Annotated in this window: 19 protein-coding genes; 13 read left to right on the top strand and 6 right to left on the bottom strand. The window is 75.4% G+C overall.

Annotated elements, in window-relative coordinates; genetic code table 11:
* Positions 1-14 precede the first annotated feature (14 nt).
* Entirely contained in the window at positions 15-2,615 is a 2,601-nt protein-coding gene (locus ABZ861_RS20700) for a SpoIIE family protein phosphatase (RefSeq protein WP_361632086.1), read from the bottom strand.
* A gap of 476 nt (positions 2,616-3,091) precedes the next feature.
* Positions 3,092-4,414 carry a S1 family peptidase gene (locus tag ABZ861_RS20695; protein ID WP_361632084.1) on the bottom strand — a complete coding sequence of 441 codons (1,323 nt, stop codon included), beginning with the start codon at positions 4,412-4,414 and terminating at the stop codon, positions 3,092-3,094.
* Between the two features lie 608 nt (positions 4,415-5,022).
* On the opposite strand from ABZ861_RS20695, the gene ABZ861_RS20690 reads away from it, so the two are divergent.
* The 8 genes from ABZ861_RS20690 (at position 5,023) to ABZ861_RS20655 (ending at position 14,448) form a co-directional block, all read left to right on the top strand.
* Positions 5,023-5,238, top strand: coding sequence for a type A2 lantipeptide (locus tag ABZ861_RS20690; protein WP_361632082.1), 216 nt, complete (start codon positions 5,023-5,025; stop codon positions 5,236-5,238).
* Positions 5,239-5,332: 94 nt separating this feature from the next.
* Positions 5,333-6,139 carry an HlyD family efflux transporter periplasmic adaptor subunit gene (locus ABZ861_RS20685; RefSeq protein ID WP_361632080.1) on the top strand — a complete coding sequence of 269 codons (807 nt, stop codon included), beginning with the start codon at positions 5,333-5,335 and terminating at the stop codon, positions 6,137-6,139.
* Positions 6,136-8,352, top strand: coding sequence for an NHLP family bacteriocin export ABC transporter peptidase/permease/ATPase subunit (locus tag ABZ861_RS20680; RefSeq protein ID WP_361632078.1), 2,217 nt, complete (start codon positions 6,136-6,138; stop codon positions 8,350-8,352). The genes ABZ861_RS20685 and ABZ861_RS20680 overlap by 4 nt, the downstream gene beginning before the upstream one ends.
* A gap of 1 nt (position 8,353) precedes the next feature.
* Complete coding sequence (locus ABZ861_RS20675; protein ID WP_361632076.1) at positions 8,354-11,170, top strand: NHLP bacteriocin export ABC transporter permease/ATPase subunit; 2,817 nt, start codon at positions 8,354-8,356, stop codon at positions 11,168-11,170.
* A gap of 88 nt (positions 11,171-11,258) precedes the next feature.
* Complete coding sequence (locus tag ABZ861_RS20670) at positions 11,259-12,269, top strand: Ppx/GppA family phosphatase (protein WP_361632074.1); 1,011 nt, start codon at positions 11,259-11,261, stop codon at positions 12,267-12,269.
* A 266-nt stretch (positions 12,270-12,535) separates the two neighbouring features.
* Positions 12,536-13,549, top strand: coding sequence for an iron-containing redox enzyme family protein (locus ABZ861_RS20665; protein WP_361632072.1), 1,014 nt, complete (start codon positions 12,536-12,538; stop codon positions 13,547-13,549).
* Positions 13,550-13,589: 40 nt separating this feature from the next.
* A complete protein-coding gene (locus ABZ861_RS20660) occupies positions 13,590-14,243 on the top strand; it encodes a HemK2/MTQ2 family protein methyltransferase (protein ID WP_361632070.1) in 654 nt (217 codons plus the stop codon).
* Between the two features lie 46 nt (positions 14,244-14,289).
* On the top strand, positions 14,290-14,448 hold the full coding sequence (locus ABZ861_RS20655) for a CDGSH iron-sulfur domain-containing protein (RefSeq protein ID WP_361632068.1): 159 nt from the start codon (positions 14,290-14,292) through the stop codon (positions 14,446-14,448).
* 172 nt (positions 14,449-14,620) lie between these two features.
* Here ABZ861_RS20655 and ABZ861_RS20650 read toward each other — a convergent pair whose 3' ends face one another.
* A complete protein-coding gene (locus ABZ861_RS20650; RefSeq protein WP_361632066.1) occupies positions 14,621-15,058 on the bottom strand; it encodes a subtilase-type protease inhibitor in 438 nt (145 codons plus the stop codon).
* A gap of 476 nt (positions 15,059-15,534) precedes the next feature.
* Between ABZ861_RS20650 and ABZ861_RS20645 the strand changes: the two genes are divergently transcribed.
* Positions 15,535-16,713, top strand: coding sequence for a lactate 2-monooxygenase (locus tag ABZ861_RS20645; RefSeq protein ID WP_361632064.1), 1,179 nt, complete (start codon positions 15,535-15,537; stop codon positions 16,711-16,713).
* A 148-nt stretch (positions 16,714-16,861) separates the two neighbouring features.
* Here ABZ861_RS20645 and ABZ861_RS20640 read toward each other — a convergent pair whose 3' ends face one another.
* From ABZ861_RS20640 to ABZ861_RS20630, 3 genes are all read right to left on the bottom strand, one after another.
* On the bottom strand, positions 16,862-17,239 hold the full coding sequence (locus tag ABZ861_RS20640) for a toxin Doc (RefSeq protein ID WP_361632062.1): 378 nt from the start codon (positions 17,237-17,239) through the stop codon (positions 16,862-16,864).
* A 3-nt stretch (positions 17,240-17,242) separates the two neighbouring features.
* Positions 17,243-17,488, bottom strand: coding sequence for a hypothetical protein (locus tag ABZ861_RS20635; RefSeq protein ID WP_361632060.1), 246 nt, complete (start codon positions 17,486-17,488; stop codon positions 17,243-17,245).
* A 134-nt stretch (positions 17,489-17,622) separates the two neighbouring features.
* Positions 17,623-18,174 carry an RNA polymerase sigma factor gene (locus ABZ861_RS20630; protein ID WP_361632058.1) on the bottom strand — a complete coding sequence of 184 codons (552 nt, stop codon included), beginning with the start codon at positions 18,172-18,174 and terminating at the stop codon, positions 17,623-17,625.
* Positions 18,175-18,220: 46 nt separating this feature from the next.
* Between ABZ861_RS20630 and ABZ861_RS20625 the strand changes: the two genes are divergently transcribed.
* The 4 genes from ABZ861_RS20625 to ABZ861_RS20610 all read left to right on the top strand — a co-directional run bounded on the left by ABZ861_RS20625 (position 18,221) and on the right by ABZ861_RS20610 (position 22,467).
* Positions 18,221-19,585: a serine/threonine-protein kinase gene (locus tag ABZ861_RS20625; RefSeq protein ID WP_361632056.1), complete on the top strand. Its 1,365-nt coding sequence runs from the start codon at positions 18,221-18,223 to the stop codon at positions 19,583-19,585.
* Positions 19,586-19,754: 169 nt separating this feature from the next.
* Complete coding sequence (locus tag ABZ861_RS20620; RefSeq protein WP_361632054.1) at positions 19,755-20,492, top strand: DUF4232 domain-containing protein; 738 nt, start codon at positions 19,755-19,757, stop codon at positions 20,490-20,492.
* A 142-nt stretch (positions 20,493-20,634) separates the two neighbouring features.
* Positions 20,635-21,885, top strand: coding sequence for an SLC13 family permease (locus tag ABZ861_RS20615; RefSeq protein ID WP_361632203.1), 1,251 nt, complete (start codon positions 20,635-20,637; stop codon positions 21,883-21,885).
* A gap of 30 nt (positions 21,886-21,915) precedes the next feature.
* Positions 21,916-22,467, top strand: a complete 552-nt coding sequence (locus tag ABZ861_RS20610) for a universal stress protein (RefSeq protein ID WP_361632052.1) — start codon at positions 21,916-21,918, stop codon at positions 22,465-22,467.
* The last annotated feature ends 13 nt before the right edge of the window (positions 22,468-22,480 follow it).

Genomic DNA, 22,480 nt, shown 5'->3' with positions numbered 1-22,480 from the left:
ACCGGCGGCCGCGGTCACCGGCCCAGGACCAGCTCGCACCACACCTGTTTGCCGCCGCTGACGGGAAGGCTGCCCCAGGCGCCCGACACGGCCTCGACGAGGAGGACGCCCCGGCCTCCGGTGGCCTCCCATCCGATGCTGGTCGGCTTGACGGGGGCGCGCGGCGAGGTGTCGGCCACGGCGATGCGCAGCCGGCGGTGCACCAGGGTGAGATCCAGACGGACCTGCCCCTCGGTGTGCACGAGGGCGTTGGTGACTAACTCGGAGACGACGAGGAGGGCGGCGTCGGCGTCCGCCGTCACGTCCCATGTGCGCAGGACGCGCCGGGTGAAGCGGCGGGCGTGCCGGACCGCCTCGGGCACCCGCCACACCGTCCAGCTCTCGCGCAGCGGGCGCACGGCGAGTCCGTCGTAGCGCATGAGCAGCAGGGCGATGTCGTCGTCGCGGCGGGCGCCGGTCAGCAGGGCGTCGGCGACCGGGCCGAGGCGGCCGGGGTCGGCGGCGGCCAGCCCCTCGGCGAATCGATTCATCCCCTCGTCGAGATCGGCCTCCGGCGACTCCACCAGGCCGTCCGTCGCCAGGGCGAGCACGGCGCCGGGCCGGAGCCGCAGCGGAGTCATGGGGAACTCGGCCTCCGCGAGCACGCCGAGCGGCGGGCCGCCCTCCGCCTCGACGGTCTCCACGCGGCCGTCGGGGCGGCGCAGCAGCGGCGGCAGATGCCCGGCGCGCACGCACCAGGCGAGACCGGCCTCCATGTCGACGTCGACGTAGGAGCAGGTCGCGAAGAGGTCGGTCTCCATGTCCAGCAGCAGTCTGTTGGCGTGCGAGACCACCACGTCCGGGGGGTGTCCCTCGGCGGCGTAGGCGCGCAGCGCGGTGCGCATCTGCCCCATCAAGGTGGCCGCGCCCGCGTTGTGGCCCTGGACGTCGCCGATGACGAGGGCCGCGTGGTTGTCGGGCAGCGGGATCACGTCGTACCAGTCGCCGCCGACCTCCAGTCCGGCGGTGGCGGGCAGATAGCGGGCGACGGCCTCGGCGCCGGGCAGCCGGGGCAGGCGGCGGGGCAGCAGGGTGCGCTGGAGCATGCCGACGAGTTCGTGCTCGGCGTCGAAGGCGTGGGCGCGTATCAGGGCCTGGCCGGCCAGTCCGGCGGCGGCGGTGAGCAGGGCGCGCTCGTCGGGGCCGAAGTCGTGCGGGGCGTTCCAGCCGATCAGGCAGGCGCCGGCGGTCCGGCCGCCCGCGGGCAGCGGCAGCACGGCGAGTCCGCCGGGCCCGACCCCGGCCAGCGCGGGCTCCAGGGCGGCCCCGGCGGGCCAGATCCGGGTGCGGCCCTCGCGCAGGGCGGCGGCCAGGGTGGGCATGGCGCGCACCGGTGCGTCGGGCCACTCGGCGCGCCACTCCTGGCGCCACAGGTCCGGCCAGGACGCGGGGGCGGCCGGGACCAGGACGGTGAAGACGAGCCGGTCGTTCTCCAGTTCGGCCAGTGCGATCCGGTCCGCCCGCAGGGGCTCGCGCAGGGCGGTGACCACCGCCTGGCTCACGTCGCGGACGGTGCCCGCGGTCGCCAGGGCGGCGGCGAGCCGCTGGATGCGGGCCACGTCGGTGCCGCCGGAGCGCAGAGTGGAGGCGTCCGCGACGGCGCCGGCCAGGCGGGCGGGGCGGCCGTCCGCGCCGGGCAGCAGCCGGGCGCTCAGCCGCAGCCAGCGGGGCGGTCCATGGGGCTGGACGACGCGGAACTCCAGCTCCCGGTCGCCTACGGTCATGTGGTCGGCCTCGACGACGGACATCAGCGCGGGCAGGTCCTCGGGCACGGTGAGCGCCAGCAGCGTCTCGACCCTGCCGTCGAAACCGGCGCGGCCGAGGCCGAACAGGGCGAGGACGGCGTCGCCCGCCTCCACCCGCCCGCTGTCCATGGCGAAGCGGAAGGCGTCGGGCGGCAGTTCCCCGGCGTCGGCGGTCTCGTCGGACGGCGGGTAGCCGAGGGCCCCGGCGATCAGCTCCAGGCAGGCACGGTCCTCGGCGTCGAAGCCGCCCGGACTCTCGGTGACCGCGAGAAGGCAGCCGTTCGGGCCGGGCAGCGGCAGGGCGGCCAGCGAAACGCCGTTCACGGGCGGCTGCCGTCCGTCAGCGTCGGCGGCGCGGGCGCTGTCGTCAGGATAGGCGCCGTCGCCTGCATGAGCGCCGTCGTCGAGATGAGCGCCGACGCCTGCATGAGCGCCGTCGTCGGCATGGGTGCCGTCGTCGGGATGAGCGCCGTTGCCTGCGCGGGCATCGGCGTCAGCGCGGGCGGCGGATTCTCCGGGGCCGAGCCACACCGCGCGCCGCAGGCGCAGGGCCTGGGCCGTCGCGGCGCCTCCGGCGAGGGGGTAGTCCTCGCGCAGGCCGTACAAGGTGTGCGGCACGCCCGCGGACTCCGCCAGGAGCAGCGTGTCGCCGGACAGGCCGAGGAAGTAGAGACCGGCGAAGGCGGCGCCGGCGAAGACGAGGGCCTGTTCCAGGACGCGGCGCGCTCGGCCGCTAGCGGGCGGCCCGTGAGCGAGCGTCCGCAGCGCAAGCTCGGCCTGGGCAGTCCTCGCTCCGCGTGCCGTAGCGCCCTCACTGACCACGTTGGCCATTACAGCGCGTATCTCCCTCGTGCGCAGCCCCTGTGACGGGCCTTGACTCGCCTCGGCTCGGCGGCGGACGCGGCGCGTTCCGGAGCCCGGGTCCAGGATGCGGGACGCGGACTCCGGGGTCCGGAACGCTGTGGGGGTGAAGTGGCCCCGCGGGCGTACCGCGGGGCCGGTACGGGAGCACCGCGGGCGCGGTACGGAAGCACCGCGCGCGGTACGGAAGCACCGCGCGCGGTACGGAAGCACCGCGGGCGCGGTACGGAGACGCCGCGCCCGTCCCCGACACACAGTCAGCCGCGCGCCGGGCAGTTCGCCGTGCGGCAGCCCGCCGTGGGGCAGCCCGCCGTGCGGCAGGCCGCCGCCAGGCCCCGGTGATGGATGCGGCCTCGGCGGCAACCCCGCTGTTCCTCCACGGGCCTACGCCCGGTCGCCGCCGGTACCGCTGGAGCGGTGAGACGGTGAGGCGGTATGGCGGCCGGTCAGGACCCCGCGCCCATGGCGGCGCCGCCCTGCGCGCCGGACGGGTCGGCGGACGCCGCCCCGGATCCGTCGGCGCCGGAGCCGTCCCCACCAGCCTGCTGGTCCCCGCCGCCCTGCTGGTCCGCCCCGGACTGGTCCCCCGCCCCGTTCGCGTCGCCGTTTCCGGCCGCTCCGCCGCCGTCGCCGAGGGTCGCGCCGGTGGCCTGGAGGGCCGCGGTGACCGGCTGGAAGAAGGTCTCGCCGCCCTGGGTGCAGTCGCCGCTGCCGCCCGAGGTGAGGCCGACGGCGCCGCCGTCCTGGGTGAACAGGGAGCCGCCGCTGTCGCCCGGCTCGGCGCACACGTTCGTCTGGATCAGGCCGTTGACGGTGTCGACGCCGTTCGGGTCGGTCTCGCTCTGGAAGTTGACCGTGGCGTCCAGGCCGGTCACGGTCCCGTCGTGCAGGCCCGTGGTGCTGCCCATCCGGAAGACGGTCTGGCCGACCGTGGCGTCCACCGCCTGGGTGATCGGGACGGTCTGGCCGTTCCCGGTGGCGACCTCGCTCGGCGCCTGGGTGTTCGGGTCGTCGTACTTGAGGAGGGAGAAGTCGTTGCCGGGGAAGGTCGCCTGGTCCACGGTGGCGACCGGCTGCCCGTCCTGGGAGTCGGCCCACTGCTTGGCCGCGACGCCGCAGTGACCGGCCGTCAGGAACGCCGGAGAGCCGTCGGACGCTTTCACGTTGAAGCCGAGGGAGCAGCGTATGGTGCCGCCGCCGTCGGCCTGGGCGAAGATGGCGTCGCCGCCGGAGGCGAAGGTCTTGAAGGCGCCGGCCGACCTCTTCAAGGTGGCCATGCCCGAGCCGAGGCCCTGGACGGCGGACTGGAGCCGGTTCCACCGGGCGCCGGTGACCGTGCGGTCGGCGGTGACCACGACCTTGTTCGTGCGCGGGTCGACGGCCCACGCGCTGCCGGGGACGGCGGCCTTGGCCTTCAGGGTGCGCGCGGCCGACTTGAGGGCGGCGGAGCTGTTGCCGACCTTGCGCACGGTCGCGCCCGCCTTCCGCGCCCGCATGACCGCGTCGTCCCCGCCGCCCGCCACGTCGACGACGAGCTGTCGCTTGGCGCCGTCGTAGTAGGAGCCGGCGAAGGCGTCGCCGAGGGTGTGGGCCAGCCGCGAGGCGACGTCCGAGGCGTCCTTCGCCTGGAGGGTTCTGGGGGCGGCCTGGTCCGCCGCGCCGCCTTGGGAGGCGTGGGCGTTCGGCAGCAGTATCGCCGCCGCGCCGAGCGCCGCCACGCCGCCCGCCGCGACTGCGGCCCTACGCTTCGGAATTCGCTTGTGACTCACGCTTCTCGACCTCCCGGGGACGCGGCCGTGCCGCCGTCCGGCAGTGGTTGGGCCCTGGACGGCCGTTGGTACGCACGACGGGAGTGGGGCGTTCAACTCCCCTTGCCGACCAGCCCGGTTCAGCGCGGAACCGGCCATCGGACACGACGTGTGACGAACCGGCCACGCAGCGTCGACGAACTACCCCTGGACAGGGGCGGAATGCTTGCTTCAGCGAATCTGCACAGCGGCTTCCCAACGGGGTCACCGCGTCCGGCGGATCTGCACAATCAGGGGTGGGGGCCCGCGCCTTTGGAGCGGAGTGCCGGATTCCGCCCTGTTCGGGCGACGGCTCGAACGGGGCCGCCCGGCAAGGCTTGTGAAGAAGTGGCCGACGACTCGTGCCCGCGCCTGCACGACTGACCCGCCAAGGCCGGCAAGTCCGCAGGCCGGAGCGTTCGTTGAGTGGAAGCCCCGGGCGTCCGCGTGCTTTGATCCATCGCACCGCGGGGCACGCCGGGCACTGGCAGGAACGGCGCCGGGCGCCCGTGGCCGCGGCCATTCCCCCGTCTTTCGACGAGGGCGGCGCTCACCCCTTTTGCCATCCCCACATGAAGGGAAGTTCCCCCATGAACTCCACCCCCCAGGTTGCGACCGCTGAGATCTCCGACGCCGACCTCGACAACGTGTCCGGCGGTCTGTCCGTGAACGCCCTCGGCGCCGTCACGGGCGTGGTGGACGGCATCGCCCCGGTCACCGGCGTGGTCGACACCGCCGTCGGCACCGTCGAAGGTGTGACCGGTCTGCACACCGCCCCGATCACCAACCTGGTCGCCGGTCTCTGACCGCACCGCATCACCGTCGAGTCCCGGAGCCGTAGACGGCTCCGGGACTCGACGGGCATCCCGAAACGTCTCAGCCCCGGTGAGGGAAGGTTCCGTGCAGTTCCGCCAACAGGCCCTCGCCAAGCTCCAGTCGCCGGAAGAACTCGATCTTCCGGTCCGGCTCGCCCGACCGCAGGGCTGGCTCGTGCTCTCCGTGACGCTGGTCGCGACCGCCGCCGCCTGCCTGTGGGCCGTGACCGGCTCCGTGGCCTCCACGGTGTCCGCGCAGGCCGTCCTCACCCACGGGCAGGGCAGTTATCTGCTGCAAAGCCCGGTGGCCGGCCAGGTCACCGCCGTGCTCGCCGAACAGGGCGAGCAACTGCCCGCCAGCGCACCGGTGGTGAAGGTGCGCACCGGCCAGGGCGAGTCGGTGGTCCGCACGGTCGCCGCGGGCCGGGTCACCGCGCTCGCCGCCGCCCTCGGGCAGATCGTCTCCACCGGCGCGGACGTGGCCGCCGTCGAGAAGGTCGCGCACCGCTCCGACCCGCTGTACGCGACGGTCTACGTGCCCGCGCAGAACGCCTCCGCCATCCCCGCCGGCGCCGCCGTCGACCTCACCGTCTCCTCGGTCCCGGCGCAGCGGTACGGCGTGCTGCGCGGCCAGGTGAAGGCGGTGGACCGCGCGGCCCAGTCGGCGCAGCAGATCGGCGCCTACCTCGGAGACGGCCAGTTGGGCGAGCAGTTCACCCGCTCAGGGCGCCCGGTCGCCGTGCTCGTACGGCTCGACGCCTCGTCCGCCACGAAGAGCGGTTACCGGTGGTCGTCCGCCGGCGGGCCGCCGTTCCGGCTCGACTCCATGACCCTGGCGTCGGCCTCGATCCGCCTGGCCGACCAGCGCCCCGTCGATTGGCTGCTGCCGTGACCACTGCCCAGGAGACCCGCCGTCGTCGGGCCGCCCCGCCGCGGCGCCCGGTTCCCCGGCGGCGCGCGCGGACCGTCCGCACGCCCACCGTGCTCCAGATGGAGGCCGTGGAGTGCGGCGCCGCCTCGCTCGCCATGGTGCTCGGCCACTACGGGCGGCATGTCCCGCTGGAGGAGCTGCGCATCGCCTGCGGCGTCTCCCGGGACGGCTCGCGCGCCAGCAACCTGCTGAAGGCGGCGCGCGGTTACGGCCTGACGGCCAAGGGCATGCAGATGGACACCGCGGCTCTCGCCGAGGCGGCGGCGCCCGCCGTCCTGTTCTGGGAGTTCAACCACTACGTCGTCTACGACGGCATGGGCCGCCGTCTGGGACGGCGCGGGGTGTACGTCAACGACCCGGGCAAGGGACGCCGGTTCGTGCCCATGGAGGACTTCGACACCAGCTTCACCGGCGTGGTGCTGGTGCTGGAGCCCGGCGAGGGCTTCGTCCGGGGCGGACGGCGGCCCGGCGTCCTGGGCGCGCTCCCGGCCCGGCTGCGCGGCACCGCGGGCGCGCTGCCCGCCTCGGTGCTGGCCAGCCTGCTGCTGGTGGTGGTCGGCGCGGCGGCGCCCGCGCTCAGCCGCACGTACATCGACGAGTACCTGATCGGCGGGCAGACCTCGCTGCTCGGCGTGCTGTTCGCGTCGATGGGCGCGTGCGTGCTGCTCACGGCGGTGCTGACCTGGCTCCAGCAGGCCAACCTGCTGCACGGGCGGCTGGTGTCGTCCACCCTGACCGGCGCCCGCTTCCTGCGCCATCTGCTGCGCCTGCCGGTGACCTTCTTCGCCCAGCGCAGCCCGGCCGACCTGGTGCAGCGGCTCCAGTCCAACGACCAGGTGGCCGAGACCCTGGCCCGCGACCTCGCGGCGGCCGGCGTGGACGCGGTGGTCGTCGTGCTCTATGCGGTGCTCCTGTACACGTACGACCCGCAGCTCACCTTCGTCGGCATCGGGGTCGCGCTGCTCAACATCGCGGCGATGCGGGTGGTCGTACGGCTGCGCGCGACCCGGACGGCGAAGCTGCGCGCGGACACCGCGCGGCTGACCAACACCGCCTACACCGGCTTGCAGTCGATCGAGACGATGAAGGCGACCGGCGGCGAGGACGGCTACTTCCGCACCTGGGCGGGGCAGCACGCCGCCACCCTGGAGGAGCAGCAGCGGCTCGGCGTGCCGAGCGCCTGGCTGGGGGTGGCAGCTCCGACCCTGGCCACTCTCAACAGCGCGCTGATCCTGTGGATCGGCGGGATGCGGGCGGTGGAGGGCCACATCTCGGTCGGTCTGCTGGTCGCGTTCCAGGCGCTGGTGACCCGGTTCACCGCGCCGCTGACCCGGCTCAACGGCGTCGCGGGCCGCATCCAGGACTTCGCGGCCGACGTCGCCCGGCTCAAGGACGTGGAGACGTTCCGCGCCGACCCGGTCTACGCCCGCCCCGGCGGCGACTCGGCCCGGCGGCTGCGCGGCCACGTCGAGCTGGAGAACGTCACGTTCGGCTACAGCCCGCTGGACGAGCCGCTGCTCGCCGGCTTCGACCTGACCGTGGGACCGGGACAGCAGGTGGCGCTGGTCGGCGGCTCGGGCAGCGGCAAGTCCACGGTGTCCCGGCTGATCTCGGGGCTGTACACGCCGTGGGAGGGGGTGATCCGCATCGACGGGCGGCGGCTGGAGGACATTCCTCGCGCCGCCCTCGCCGCCTCGGTGTCCTTCGTCGACCAGGACGTGTTCCTCTTCGAGGGCTCGGTCCGTGACAACGTCGCCCTGTGGGACCCGTCGATCCCGGACGAGGCCGTGGCGGAGGCGCTGCGCGACGCCGCCCTGTATGACGTCGTGGTGCGCCGCCCCGGCGGCGTCCACAGCAAGGTCGAGCAGGACGGCCGGAACTTCTCCGGCGGGCAGCGGCAGCGGCTGGAGATCGCCCGCGCTCTGGTGCGCCGGCCCAGCATCCTCGTGCTGGACGAGGTGACCAGCGCGCTGGACGCCGAGACCGAGCAGATCGTCATGGACAACTTGCGGCGGCGCGGCTGCGCGTGCGTGGTGATCGCCCACCGGCTGTCCACCGTGCGCGACAGCGACGAGATCGTGGTGCTCCAGCACGGCACGGTGGTCGAGCGCGGGCGGCACACGGAACTGGTCGCGCGCGGCGGCGCGTACGCGGCCCTGGTCAGGGAGCGGTGAGATGACAGCCGTGGAGGAAGGCGACCTGGTGCTCGGGTCGCTGGGCGGGCTCGGCACGCCGGTCGACTGCGCGGGCGTCGGGCGGCTGGACCTGGAGGGCCCGCAGGTGCTGTGGCTGGTCGCGTCCGGCGCGGCGGACCTGTTCGCGGTGGACGCGGCGGAGCAGGGCCACTGGCACCACCTGGGCCGGCTGGAGGCGGGCGCGCTGGTGCTCGGGCCGGTCGCCGGGCCGCGGCACACGCTGGTGGCGCGCCCGCTGCGGGACTGCGCGGTGCGCCGCGTCGGGCTGCGCGAGCTGCACCAGCCCGCCGGAACCCAGACCTGGTCGTACGACGAGTACGGCAACCCGCAGTACGTGCCGCCCACGACCAGTGCGCTGGAGTACGCGCTGGCGCTCGGCGCGGGGCGCGGGCTGTCCGTGCTGTTCCAGGCGCCGGTGGCCGAGGACCGCTCCACGGCGCCCTCGGACGACGACGTGTTCTGGATGCGGGTGCCGCCGGGCAGCGTGCGGTACGGGGCGGACTACGGCGCCGACGCGGCGGCCGACCTGCTGATGGACCCGGGACTCTGGCAGAGCATGGTCGACCAGCAGTACCGGCTGCTGACGGCGCTGGACCGCTGGATCGAGGAGCGCGAGCGCACCCACGAGACGCGGACGGCGGCGGGCATCGCCGCAGGCGAGGCGGTGCGCGCCCAGGCCGACCAGACGCTGCTGGCCTCCATCGGCCGGTCCTCGCAGCGGCGGGTCACGGCCGCCGACGCCGACGCCGCCTACGCGGCCTGCGAGCTGGTGGCCCGCGCCGCGGGCGTCACGCTCGCCGCGGCCCCGCAGTCCGGCACGGTCAGCGACCGGCTCGACCCGGTGGAGCGGATCGCGCTGGCCTCCCGGCTGCGGACCCGGGCGGTGCGGCTCCAGGGGCGCTGGTGGCGGGAGAACGTCGGGCCGCTGGTGGGCTGCCGGGAGCTGTCGGGCGCGCCGGTGGCGCTGCTGTGGCGGCGCGGCGGCTATGTGGCCGTGCATCCGGCGACCGGGCGGGAGACGCCGGTCGAGAAGGCGAACGCCCGGGAGTTCGAGGAGCGCGCGGTGATGTTCTACCGCCCGCTGCCCGACCGCAGGCCGAGCCCGCTCGGCCTGGTCCGGTTCAGCCTGCGCGGGACCCGCGGCGACCTGCTGAACCTGATGGTCAGCGGACTGGTGACGGTGGCTGTCGGCGCGCTCGTGCCGATCGCCACCGGCCGGGTGCTCGGCCAGTTCGTGCCGCGGGCGCAGGAGGGGCCGATCGGGCAGGTGTGCCTGGCGGTGATGGTCAGCAGTCTCGTGGCGGCGGCCTTCATGCTGCTGGAGAACCTGACGATCCTGCGGATCGAGGGGCGGATCGAGGCGACGTTGCAGCCCGCGGTGTGGGACCGGCTGCTGCGGCTGCCGACGAAGTTCTTCACCGAGCGGTCCACCGGGGAGCTGGCGAGCGCCGCCATGGGCGTGAGCGCGATCCGCCGGCTGCTGGCGGGGGTGGGGCCGGTCGTCGCGCAGTCCCTGACGGTGGGGGTGATGAACCTGGCGCTGCTGTTCTGGTACAGCGCCTCGATGGCGCTGGCCGCGATGGGCATGCTCGTCGTGATCGCCGCGGTGTTCCTGGGGCTCGGGCTGTGGCAGGTGCGCTGGCAGCGCCGGCTGGTGGTGCTCACCAACAAGCTGAACAACCAGGCGTTCCAGACCCTGCGCGGGCTGCCGAAGCTGCGGGTGGCGGCGGCCGAGAACTACGCGTACGCCGCCTGGGCCGAGAGGTTCGCGCGCAGCCGCGAGCTCCAGCAGAAGACAGGCCGGATCAAGAACATGACCACGGTGCTGGGCGCGGTGTATCTGCCGGTGTGCACGCTGGTGATGTTCATGCTGCTGGCGGGTCCGGCGCGCGGATCGATGTCGGCGGCGGCGTTCCTGACCTTCAACGCCTCGGTCACCATGCTGCTGACCTCGGTCACCCAGCTCACCGGGGCGTTCGTCTCGGCGGTGGCCGCGCTGCCGCTGTACGAGGAGATCAGGCCGGTGCTGGACGCGGCGCCCGAGGTGCGCACCGGGAGCACCCGGCCGGGTCCGCTGTCCGGGGCGGTCGAGGCGCGGCGGCTGTCGTTCCGGTACGCCGACGACGGGCCGCTGGTCCTGGACGACGTGTCGTTCCAGGCGCGGCCGGGCGAGTTCACGGCGATCGTCGGCCCCAGCGGCTGCGGGAAGTCGACGCTGCTGCGGCTGCTGATCGGCTTCGACCGCCCGCTGTCGGGCGGTGTGCTCTACGACGGTCAGGACCTCGCCGCGCTCGACCAGTCGGCGGTGCGCCGGCAGTGCGGGGTGGTGCTCCAGCACGCCCAGCCGTTCACCGGGTCGATCCTGGACGTCATCCGCGGCGCCGAGCCGTGCTCGCCGGAGGAGGCGATGGCCGCGGCGGAGATGGCGGGGCTGGCCGAGGACGTACGGCGGATGCCGATGGGCCTGCACACCCTCGTCTCGGGCGGCGGCGCCGTCTCCGGCGGCCAGCGGCAGCGGCTGATGATCGCCCAGGCGCTGGTGCGCCGCCCCCGGATCCTGTTCTTCGACGAGGCGACCAGCGCGCTGGACAACGACACCCAGCGGATCGTGATGGAGAGCACCCGCAAGCTGAACGCCACCCGGATCGTCATCGCGCACCGCCTGTCGACGGTGCTGGACGCCGACCGCGTCGTCGTCCTGGAGGACGGCCGGGTCGCGCAGCAGGGGCCGCCGGCCGAGCTGCTCGCGGACACCGGCGGCAGGCTGCACGAGCTGGTGCGGCGCCAGCTCGCGTGACGGCCGTCGCCGCCCGGCGCCGGCGCGACTGCGCGTGACGGGTGATCGACGGGGCGTAGGACGCCGCGCGAGGGGTATCAACCGGCGCATGCGAATCGGCGTGATGGACGTGGGGTCGAAGACGGTGCGGCTGGTGGTGGCGGACGCGGAGGGCGGGGCGCCGCTTCCGGTGCACACCGCCAAGTGGCGGCTGAGACTCTCGGAGCAGGTGAGCCCCGGGGAGAGCATCCCGGCGGAGGCGGTGGAGGGGCTGGTCGGGGCGGTCGCGGAGGCGAGCGGGACCGCGGCCCGGTGGGGGGCGTACGGTCCGCTGGCCTTCGCGACCGCCGTGGTCCGCGGCGCTCCCAACCGGGCGGAGGTGCTGCGCGCCGTCCGGACGCGCACCGGCGTGGCGCTGTGCACCCTGCCCGGTGAGATCGAGGCCGAGCTGGCGTTTCTCGGCGCCCGGCGCTGGATGGGCTGGCGGTCGGGTCCGCTGGCCCTGCTCGACATCGGCGGCGGCTCGCTGGACGTGGCCTTCGGCCGCGGCCGGCTGCCCGACTTCGTGGCCTCGCTGCCGCTGGGCGCCGGGCGGCTCACGCACGAGTTCTTCCCCGACGGGGACCCGCCGTCCCCGGAGCTGCTCAGGGCGCTGCGGCGCCGGGTCCGGCACGAGCTGCGGGACGCGGCCGCCCGGATCCGCTGGGAGGGGCCGCGCACGGCGGTGGTCACCTCGCGCACCTTCCAGCAGCTCGGGCGGCTGTGCGGGGCGGCTCCCGGACGGCACGGGCCGTTCGTGGAGCGGGAGTTGCGTCGTGCGGACCTGAGCCGGGCGGTCGGCAGGCTCGCCGCCCTGCCCGCCGCCGAGCGGGCCTCGCTGCCCGGCATCTCCGCGCCGCGCGCCGCGCAGAGCCTGGCCGGGGCGGTGGCCGGGCACACCGCGATGAAACTGACCGGCCTGAAGACGGCCGCCGTCTGCCCGTGGGCGATCCGCGAGGGAGTGATGCTGCGGCACATCGAGGACGGACCGTCCTGGTGGGCGGAGGTGTCCCAGGCCAGCGACCAGCCCACCGCCTCCGACCCGCCGCCATTGCGCGTGGCGGCGGCCGCGTCAGGCTGAGCGCCGGGGCAGCCGGGCTGCGGCCGCGTCAGGCTGAGCGCCGGGGGCTGCGGCCGCCCCGAGGGACGCCCTGCGGACACCGGCGTCCAGTCGGCCCCGTAAGGTCGATGTCCAGTCGGCCCCCCACGGCCGTACGCACGCGTCGGCGGCCGGACGCGCGGGTGACCGCGTCCCACGCAGGCGACCGCGTCCCACGCAGGCGACCACCCGCGCGGGCGACCACGTACCGCGCGGGTGGCCGCGTCCGGCTCGGGTACCCGGCGCCCATGGACCGCGATCGCCGAGGACCCGCGCTGCCGGCCGCCCGCGGGCCGGTCTCCGCCGCCGTGACGGCGTATCTGCGAGGCGGGGCCGCGCCGCCCCGCGACGAGGACGCCGACCGGGCGCCGGTGTACGGGGACGACCTGCACCTGGCCCTGTACCTGTGCTACGAGCTGCACTACCGCGGCTTCGCGGGCGTCGACGCACGCTGCGAGTGGGACCCCGCGCTGCTGCGGGTGCGGGCCGCGCTGGAGCGGCGCTTCCTCGCCGCGCTGCGCCGCGACGCCACCCGCCACGACGGCGTCGACGACGCGCTCGCCGACCTGCTCGTGGAGCCGGTGCGGGGCACGGGCGTCTCGTACTTCCTGCGGGAGGCGGGCGAGCTGTGGCACCTGCGCGAGTACGCCGCCCAGCGCTCGCTGTACCACCTCAAGGAGGCGGACCCGCACGCCTGGGTGCTGCCCCGCCTCCGGGGGCGGGCCAAGGCGGCGATGGCGGCGGTGGAGTTCGACGAGTACGGCGGGGGCCGCGCCGACCGGGTGCACGCCCGGCTGTTCGCCGACCTGATGACCGACCTCGGCCTGGACGCCGCCTACGGCCGCTATCTGGACGCCGCCGGCGCCGAGGCGCTGGCCACGGTGAACCTAATGTCCCTGTTCGGTCTGCACCGCGTGTTGCGCGGCGCGCTGGTGGGGCACTTCGCCGCGGTGGAGATCACCTCGTCCCCGGGCTCGCGACGGCTGGCCGAGGCGATGCGCCGCACGGGCGCCGGTCCTGCCGCCGAGTTCTTCTACGACGAGCACGTCGAGGCGGACGCGGTGCACGAGCAGGTGGTCCGGCACGAGGTGATCGCCGGTCTGCTGGAGGAGGAACCGGAGCTGGCGCCGGACGTCGCCTTCGGCATCGACGCGACCGGGTTCCTGGAGGACCGCCTCGGCGCTCGTCTGCTCGCCGACTGGCGCGCGGGCCGGTCCTCCCTGCGCAGGCCGCTCGAGACGGCGCCGGTCCCCGCCCGGTGACCGCCCGATAGGCCCGGCCTGTGCGGGGTACTCGCGGCACGTGAACGAACGGGTGCTTCCGGGCGTGTACGCGCCGCAAGAGGACACGGCGCTGCTCGCGGAGGTCCTGTCCGCCGAGCCGTTCGGGCCGGGCGCTCAGCTCCTGGACGTGGGCACCGGCAGCGGCGCGCTGGCTTTGGCGGCGGCGCGGCGGGGCGCCCGGGTCAGCGCGGTCGACCTGTCCTGGCGGGCCGTGTGGACCGCCCGTCTCAACGCCCGGCTGGCCCAGCTCCCGGTGCGCGCCTACCACGGCGACCTGTTCGGTCCCGTGCGCGGACGCGTCTTCGACGTCATCGTGGCCAACCCGCCCTACGTCCCGGCACCGCACGCCCGGGGCGCGCCGCACGGCAGGTCACGGGCGTGGGACGCCGGGCGCGACGGACGGCTCGTGCTGGACCGGATCTGCCGGGAGGCGTGCGGGCTGCTGCGGCCCGGAGGCGCCCTGCTGGTCGTGCAGTCCGCGCTGAGCGGGCCCACCCGCAGCCTGGGCCTGCTGCGCGGGACCGGTCTGAAGGCCGCCGTGGTGCGCCGCCGCTGGATCCGGCTCGGTCCCGTGCTGCGGGGGCGGCGGGAGTGGCTGCGCGAGCGCGGCCTGCTGGGGTCGGCCGACGAGAAGGAAGAGCTGGTGGTCATCCGTGCCGAACGACCCCTCTGATCCCCCTCGGGACGCCCCCCGTCCCGCACCGCCGTGCCGGGTGACGATGCGGCGGCGCGGTCCGATCCTCGTCGACGGCCCCGTCGAGGTGGAGCTGGAGGACGGGTCCGTGGTGTCCTCCGACCGGTTCCGGGTCGCGCTGTGCACCTGTCGGCGCAGCCGCCGCTATCCGTGGTGCGACACCAGCCACCGGGAGCGCGCCTGACGCACCGCGGCGGGCGGGGACGGGGACGGACATGCCAGGGGCCGGCGAGCGGCCCCACTCCGCCCTGCCGGCCCCTGGTGCGAGATCGCCGCCGGTCTTCCGCGCAAGGCGCCCGCGCTCCCCAGCCATGGGCCCCTGCCGTGCCGCGCGGTGACCGTGCGATCCCGGTCTCTCAGAACGCGAAGACGCTGCTCACGGAGGCGTTCTTCACGCACGCGTTGGAGAAGGTGTGCTCGTAGGAGACGCGCTTGCCCTGCCAGACGCCCTCGGCGGTCACGGTCACCGGGCTGTATTCCTTGGTGCACATCACGTCGCCGGGCGTCGTCAGCGCGGCGAAGTCTCCCCCGGTGGAGCGCAGTTCGGCGCAGGCGGTGGGCGCCGCGGGGTGGGTGCCGGAGGCCCCCGGGGCGCAGGAGAGGGTGACGGCCCGCTCGGGAGCCGAGGCGGCGGCGCTGTTCCCGTGGCCGACGGTCAGCACCAGGGCTGAGGGCGCGTACAGCGAGGCGGGGTGGGCGGCGGTCGGGGCGGCGAGGGCGGAGCCGGTGAGGGTTCCGCAGACGGCGGTGGCCGTCAGTCCGAGAGTCGCTGCCCAGCGCGCGGTGTTCCGCATTGTGTGCTTCCTTCCGCAGGAGGTCGATGAGAGATGCCTGCCGCGACGCGGTCGGCGTCGGTTCGGCGAGCGCGAGTCTGCCGAGTCCCGCGCCGAAACACACATCGAACCCACAGGTTTGAGTAACCTTGCGTATTGAATCAGTGGCGCGAAGTCACGGACCGTGCGCCGTACAGCCCGGGAACCACGGGCCCGTCGGCGACCGGATCCCGCCGAATGGCCGGTTCTCCCCGGTTCGTCAATCGTCTTGAAACATTCCCGAAACGCGAGCCGGCGTCTATTCCGGTTCACCTTCCGGTCGCCGGATCGTGTCCTGCCCTTCCCGCCGGATCGGCGGGCGGCCTCCGGTCGTCCGGTCCGTGTGCGCGTCAGGCGTCCGGTTCCGGGCTCCGCCCCGGGGCGGAGCCCGCCGGTACCGGTCAGTAGGGTCGGCTGCGGCACGGACCGGACCCGGCGAGGAGAGGCGGGAGCCACGGATGGCGCAGCACTGGGCGGACTTCCAGTACGAGATCTACCTGAACGGGCTGACGGGCGCCGTCCCGCGGCTGCCCACCGATCTGACCCGGCTGGAGGAGCTGACCGAGCGGCGGCTCGGCCCCGGCCCGGTGGGCTATGTGGCGGGCAGCGCGGGCGACGGCAGCACGGCGCGCGCCAACCGGGCGGCCCTGGAGCGGCGCCGGATCGTCCCCCGGATGCTGCGCGACGTGCACGAGCGCGACCTGTCGGTCGAGGTGCTGGGCCGGACGCTGCCCGCCCCGCTCGCGCTCGCGCCGGTCGGCGTGCTGTCGCTCATGCACCCGGACGCGGAGCCCGCCGCCGCGCGGGCCGCCGCGGCGCAGGGCGTGCCGTTCGTCCTGTCGTCGGCCTCCAGCACGCCCATGGAGGAGGTCGCGCGGGCCATGGGGGACGCCGAGCGCTGGTTCCAGCTCTACTGGGCCAAGGACCGCGAGGTCACCCGCAGCTTCCTGCGGCGGGCGAAGGACTCGGGCTTCTCGGTGCTGGTCGTCACCCTGGACACCCCGCTGCTGGCCTGGCGGCCCCGCGACCTCGACCAGGCGTATCTGCCGTTCCTGCACGGGGTGGGCACCGCCAACTACTTCTCCGATCCGGCCTTCCTGGCGGGTCTGGCCAAGCCGGTGCACGAGGACCCGAACGCGGCGGTGCTGCGCTTCGTCAGCATGTTCGCCGACCCCGGCAAGACCTGGCCGGACCTGGCGTTCCTGCGGGAGAACTGGGACGGCCCGATCGTCCTGAAGGGCGTCCTGCACCCGGACGACGCCCGCCTCGCGGCGGATGCGGGCATGGACGGCGTGGTGGTGTCCAACCACGGCGGACGGCAGGTCGCCGGCGCCGTCGCGGCGGCCGACGCGCTGCCGGGGGTGGCGAAGGCGGTCGGCGACCGGCTCGCGGTCCTGTTCGACAGCGGCGTGCGCACCGGCGACGACGTGTTCAAGGCGCTGGCGCTCGGCGCTCGGGCGGTGCTCCTCGGCCGGCCGTACGCCTACGGGCTCGGGCTGGACGGCCAGGCGGGCGTGGAGCACGTGATCCGCTGCCTGCTGGCGGAGTTCGACCTCACCCTCGCGCTGTCCGGCCACGCCGTCCCGGCCACCGTGAGCGCCGCCGATCTGGTGGAGCGGAGCGCGGACGCGCTCTGAGCCCCGCGGAAGGGCGGACGCCTCGCGGCGCCCGCCGGACTCGCGGCGTCCGCCGGGCTCGGGGCGCCAGCCGGGCTCGCGGCACCCGCCGGGCTCGCGGCGCGCCGGGTGCGCGCGGCTGGGGGGGCGGGGCCGCCTCCAGGGGCCGTCAGATCTCCCAGGACCGCAGCGTGTCGGCGGCGCCGTAGACGTCGGTCTTGCCGGACATCAGGTCGCGGGCGAGATCGACGAGGGCGCCGTAGGGCGGGTCGATGCCGACGCCGCTGACGAACATGTACGCCACGGCGGTGGCGCAGGCGAAACGGGCGTTGGCGGACGGCAGGGGCTTGAGCACGGCCAGGGTGTGCAGCAGCGCGGCGGCGCGCCAGGCGGGGTCGGAGTCCACGCCGAGCCGCGGCGGGTCCACGCGGTGGCGGGCGACGGCGGCCACCAGGGCCGAGAAGTCGTCGACGGTGGGCTGGTCCGGCAGTACTTCCTCATGCCGCTGGAGCAGCCAGGGGACGTCGATGTGGATGACGGAGGCCATCGGTCAGGCGGCCCGTCCCTCGCCGTCGCGGGACGGCTCGTCCTCGGGGAACGCGGCGGCGAACTCCTCGGCGTGCGCCGTGAAGAACCGGCGGAACGCCTCGGCGCCCTCCTGGAGCGCGCGGTGCCGGGCTATGTCGGCGGCGGCCGCCTCGCGCACGAGCGCCTTCATCGACGTACCGCGTTCCTTGGCGATCTGCCGCAGGTCCTCTAGCTCGCGGTCGCTGAACTCCACATTGAGCGCTGGCATGCCCCATACGGTACCGCTCGGGTACTTTCCCGTAAATACCAGCAGGTCACGGCCAGGAGGGCACGGTACCGGCAGGGCGAGCCAAGCCGAGTCCGCACAGCGCACCGAAGTGCGAGGACCGGCGGGGTCCGCTCTCAGGACGCGTCGGTCAGCCAGGGCCTGACCTCGCGGCGCGCCTGGTGCAGCCGGGACTTGAAGGTGCCCAGCGGGACGCCCGTGCGCTCGGCGGCCTCGGCGTAGTCCAGGTGGCAGATGTCGCGGTAGACCAGCGGCGCGACCAGGTTCGGGTGCTCCCGCTCCAGCCGCTCCAGGGCCTCCAGCAGATCGAGCCGGGAGCCGGCGATGACGCTGGTGGTGCGCGGATCGACGTGCTGCGCGGGTTCGATGACGGCGGGCTGCTCGACGGCGCGCCGCTTCAGTTCGCGGTACTTCTGGCGGCAGCAGTTGGCGACGACCGTGTACAGCCACGTGCTGAAGCGGCTGCGGCCCTCGAACGACGTGATCCGCCGCGCGACCTGGAGCAGCACGTCCTGCGCGGCCTCCTCGGCGTCCTCCCGGCAGGGCAGGAAGCGCCCGCAGCGCCGGAGCACCTCGGGACGGATCTCCTGGAGCAGTTCCTCCAGCGCCGCGCCGTCTCCCGCGGCGGCCCTGCGGGCCAGGTCTTCGGTCGGCGCCGGATCCGGCACGGCAGGCCCTCCTTGGAGTCGATCTCAGGCCAGGCATGATAGTCGTATGCACTCCGTCGAGCGGATCGGCCGCTACCGTGTCGAACGGCCCTTGGGCGCCGGAGCCTTCGGCACGGTGTGGCTCGCCGAGGACGAGGACCTCCAGGCCCCGGTGGCCGTCAAGGTCCTCGCCGACAACTGGTCGCACCGCCTCGACGTGCGCGAGCGGTTCCTGTCCGAGGCGCGGCTGCTGCGCAAGGCGGGCTCGCCTCGGGTGGTGCAGGTCCACGACATCGGCGAGCTGCCCGACGGCAGGCCGTACTTCGTCATGGAGTACGCCGACGGCGGCACGCTCGCCGACCTGATCGCCTCCGGGCCGCCGGCGCCGCCCGAGGCGCTGCGGCTGACTGCGCTCGCCGCGCGCAGCGCGCACGCCCTGCACGAGGCGGGCATCGTGCACCGGGACGTCAAGCCGAGCAACGTGCTGCTGCGCACGGGAGCGGACGGCGCCCGGCGGGTGCTGCTGGCCGACCTCGGACTCGCCAAGAGCCTCGCGGAGGCGTCCGGGCTGACCGTGGCGGCGGGATCGGCGGGGTACCGGCCGCCGGAGCAGGCCGAGCCCGGCGCGGGCATCGACGCCCGAGCCGACGTCTACAGCCTGGGCGCGCTCGGCTACGAGCTGGTCACCGGCACGGTCCCCGCCGAGCCGGGAAAGGTGACGCCTCCCGAACGGCTGCGCCCGGAGCTGAACCCGGCGGTGTCCCGGGCCCTGATGCGCGCGCTCGAACCGGACCGGGCGCGGCGCTGGCCCAGCGCGGAGGCGTTCGCTCAGGAGCTGGAGCGGCTGGCCGGGTCGGGGGCGTCGTCCGGTGCCCGCGTCCGGCGGCGAGGGCGGGTCGTCGCGCTGGCGGCGGCGGTGGCCGCCGTCACCGCCGCCGCCCTGGCCCTGGCGCCGGGGTCCGCACCGGACTCCGGGCTGCGGGTCGCGGACGCGACCGGGCAGATCGAGGTGCGGGTGCCGGACGGCTGGGGGCGCCAGCTCCGGGACTCGGGCTGGAACCCGGACGCGCTGGGCCTGCCCGCCGGGCACGAGCCGGGGCTCACCGTCGGAGACGACCTGTCCCGCTGGCAGGATCTCGGCGCCGACGTGCGCGGCGTGTTCGTCGGGCTGAGCGAGCGCGGCGACGTCGCCGCCCGGGTGGACGCCGTCAGCCACCGCGGCTGCCGCGACAACGGCGGCCGGGACTACGCCGACGGCCCCTGGAAGGGCCGGGTCCGGACCTGGAGCGACTGCCCCGGCGGCGGCCGGGTCGCCGAGGCGGCGCTGACCCCGTCCGGATCCGCCGCCCAGCCGCAGGTGTACGTGCAGGTCCGGCAGCACGGCGGCGACGACGCGACCGAACGCATACTCCGCTCGCTGCGGGTCACCTGACTCTTTACGGGTGAGCACGGACCGGGGCGTACGGGCTGGGTGCGCTCGGGCGGGAGAAGCGCGCGACGCCGCGAACTTTCCGCCCGGTCCGTGCATCGAACCCTCATGTCGGCGCAGAGAGCGCCGGACGCACGCCGCGCGCGTGCGACGACCTCCAGGAGCGTGGATCATGGCGCACACCTCCCCGTCCCGCCAGCGCGCGGCCCTGCTCGCCGGCTCGATCGCCGTGCTGGGCCTGCTGACCGGCTGCGGCCACGACACCGGCGGCTCGCCGCAGAAGGTCCCGGGGACCGCCGCGCCCGCGACCGACACCACGGCGACCGGCGCGGCGTCCTCCCCCGGCGCCTCGCCGAGCAGCGGCGGCGCGCCGAGCGGAAGCGCCGGGCACGCGAACCCCGCCCCGCCGTCCTCCGGCGGCGGCGCCGGTACCGGCGCCACGGGCGGCGCCCCGTCCGGCGGGCACACGGGGTCGGACACGGCCGCCCAGAGCAGCCGCTGCCACACCTCGCAGCTCCGGGCCTCGGTGGGCCGCGACGACCCCGGCGCCGGGCAGGAGAACTTCCCGGTCGTCCTCACCAACTCCTCCGGCCGCACCTGCACGGTGCGCGGCTTCCCGGGCGCCGCCTTCGTGGACGCCTCCGGGCGGCAGCTCGGTCCCGATCCGCGGCGCTCCTCCGGCTCGGCCGGCACGGTGACGCTCGCTCCGGGCGCCAGCGCCTGGTCCGGCCTGACCTTCTCCAACCCGGGCGTGAGCGGCGCGCGGACGGCCACCCCCGCCGCGCTGCTCGTCACCCCGCCCGACGAGCGCGACCACCTCACGGTGAAGTGGACGTCCGGCGCGGTCCCCGTGGGCGGAAACGCCTCCTCGGTGTCTCTGACGGCGTTCAGCCCCGGCACCGCTCCCTGACGCGGACCGGCGACGCGCGGACCGGCGACGCGCCGGGCGGGAGCCGACGGGCGCACGTCAGCCGGAAGGGGCCGGACGCGGTTTGCTTTGATGTGCTGGGCGCCGTGCCGGCCCCGCCGACCGCGCCCGAAGGAACGAACCGCTGAACACCCCGCTCGCAGAGACGCTGTCCGTCGTCCTGCTCGTCGCCGTCCTCGCCTGGGCCGTCATCCGGCCCTTCGGCCTGCCCGAGGCCGTCATGGCGGTCCCGGCGGCCTTCCTGGCCGTCGCCGCCGGCGCCCTCTCCCCGGCGCACGCGGCCGAGGAGGCGGCGCGGCTGGGGCCGGTGGCCGGCTTCCTGGCGGCAGTCCTGGTCCTCGCCCACTGCTGCGACGTCGAGGGGCTGTTCCAGGCGTGCGGGGCCTGGACGGCCCGCCGGGCGGGCGGCCGTCCAGTACGGCTGCTGACGGCGGTGTTCGCGCTGGCCTCGGCGATCACCGCGGTGCTCAGCCTGGACGCCACGATCGTGCTGCTGACGCCGGTCGTGTTCGCCACCGCCGCGCGGACCGGCGTCCGGCCCAAGCCGCACGTGTACGCCTGCACGCATCTGTCCAACACGGCGTCGCTGCTGCTGCCGGTCTCGAACCTGACCAACCTGCTGGCGTTCGCGGCGAGCGGGCTGAGCTTCACCCGGTTCGCCGCGCTGATGGCGGCGCCCTGGCTGGTGGCGATCGGCGCCGAGTACGTGGTCTTCCGCCGGTTCTTCGCGCGGGACCTGGCCGCCGCGGCGCCCGCCCCGGAGCCCGGCGAGGCGCCCGCGCCGCCCCTGTTCGCGCTGGTCACGGTGGGCTGCACGCTGGCCGGGTTCGCAGTGACGTCCGCGTTCGGCGTCGACCCGGCGTGGGCGGCGGCGGCCGGGGCGCTGGTGCTCGCGGCACGCGTGCTCCTGCGGCGCGCGGCGGGACCGGTGACCGTGCTGCGCGCGACGGCCCCGGCGTTCCTGGCCTTCGTCCTCTCCCTCGGCGTCGTCGTCCGGGCCGTGGTCGACAACGGGCTCGCCGGCGCCCTCGGGCACGTCCTGCCCACCGGCACGGGCCTGCCCGCGCTGCTGATGGCGGCCGCGGTGGCCGCGGTGCTGGCCAACCTGATCAACAACCTGCCGGCGGTGCTGGTGCTGCTGCCGCTGACCGCCCCGGCCGGTCCGGGCGCCGTCCTCGCCGTGCTGCTCGGCGTGAACATCGGCCCGAACCTGACCTACGCGGGTTCCCTGGCGACCCTGCTGTGGCGGCGGATCGTGCACCAGCACGAGCACGGGGTGGACCTCGGGGAGTTCACCCGGCTGGGCCTGCTGGCCGTGCCGTCCGCGCTGGCGCCCGCCGTGGTGGCACTGTGGGGGGCGCTGCACGTCGTGTGAGCCGCGCGTCGCACCGGAGGGAGCCGCCGCATGCGCGTGATCGTCTGGCTGGTCGAGGGCACCTGGCCCGCCTGCGTCGACGCCGTCTGCCGCCACGCGCCGGACGCGTCGGAGGTGGTGCTGCTGCACGTGACCGGCCCGGACGTGCCCGGGGTGGCGCACGGGGCGTTCGCCGGTCTGCTCGGCCGTGGGCGCACCGAGCGGGACCCGGGCGTCCGTCTCGCGGATCTCGGCGGCGCGTCGGCGCGGGAGCTGCTCGACGCGGCCGAGGCGCGACTGGGGCGCCGGTGCACCCGGTGGGAGCGGGCGGGACGGGTGGAGCGCGAGGTGGTGGCCGCGGCCGAGGGCGCGGACCTGCTGGTGCTGGCCCGCGACGGCGACCGCGCCCGGCTCGGCCCGCACAGCCTGGGACCGGCCGTGCGGTTCGCCGTCGACCACGCGCCGTGTCCGGTGCTGCTGGTGTGGCCGGAGGCGGCGCCCGGCCTCGCGAGCATGCCGCCGCCTCCGCCGTCCCCGCCCGCTCCCACGCCGCCCGCACCGCCTGAGCCGCCCGCGCCGCCCGCATCGCTTGGGCCTCGCTGACGCGGCTGGGCCG

Origin of the sequence: Streptomyces sp. NPDC046985 (assembly GCF_040644415.1) — a bacterium.
Taxonomy (GTDB): Bacteria; Actinomycetota; Actinomycetes; order Streptomycetales; family Streptomycetaceae; genus Streptomyces.
The sequence above is the reverse complement of the archived record's forward strand: the minus strand, read 5'-3'. Positions and strand labels throughout refer to the sequence as shown.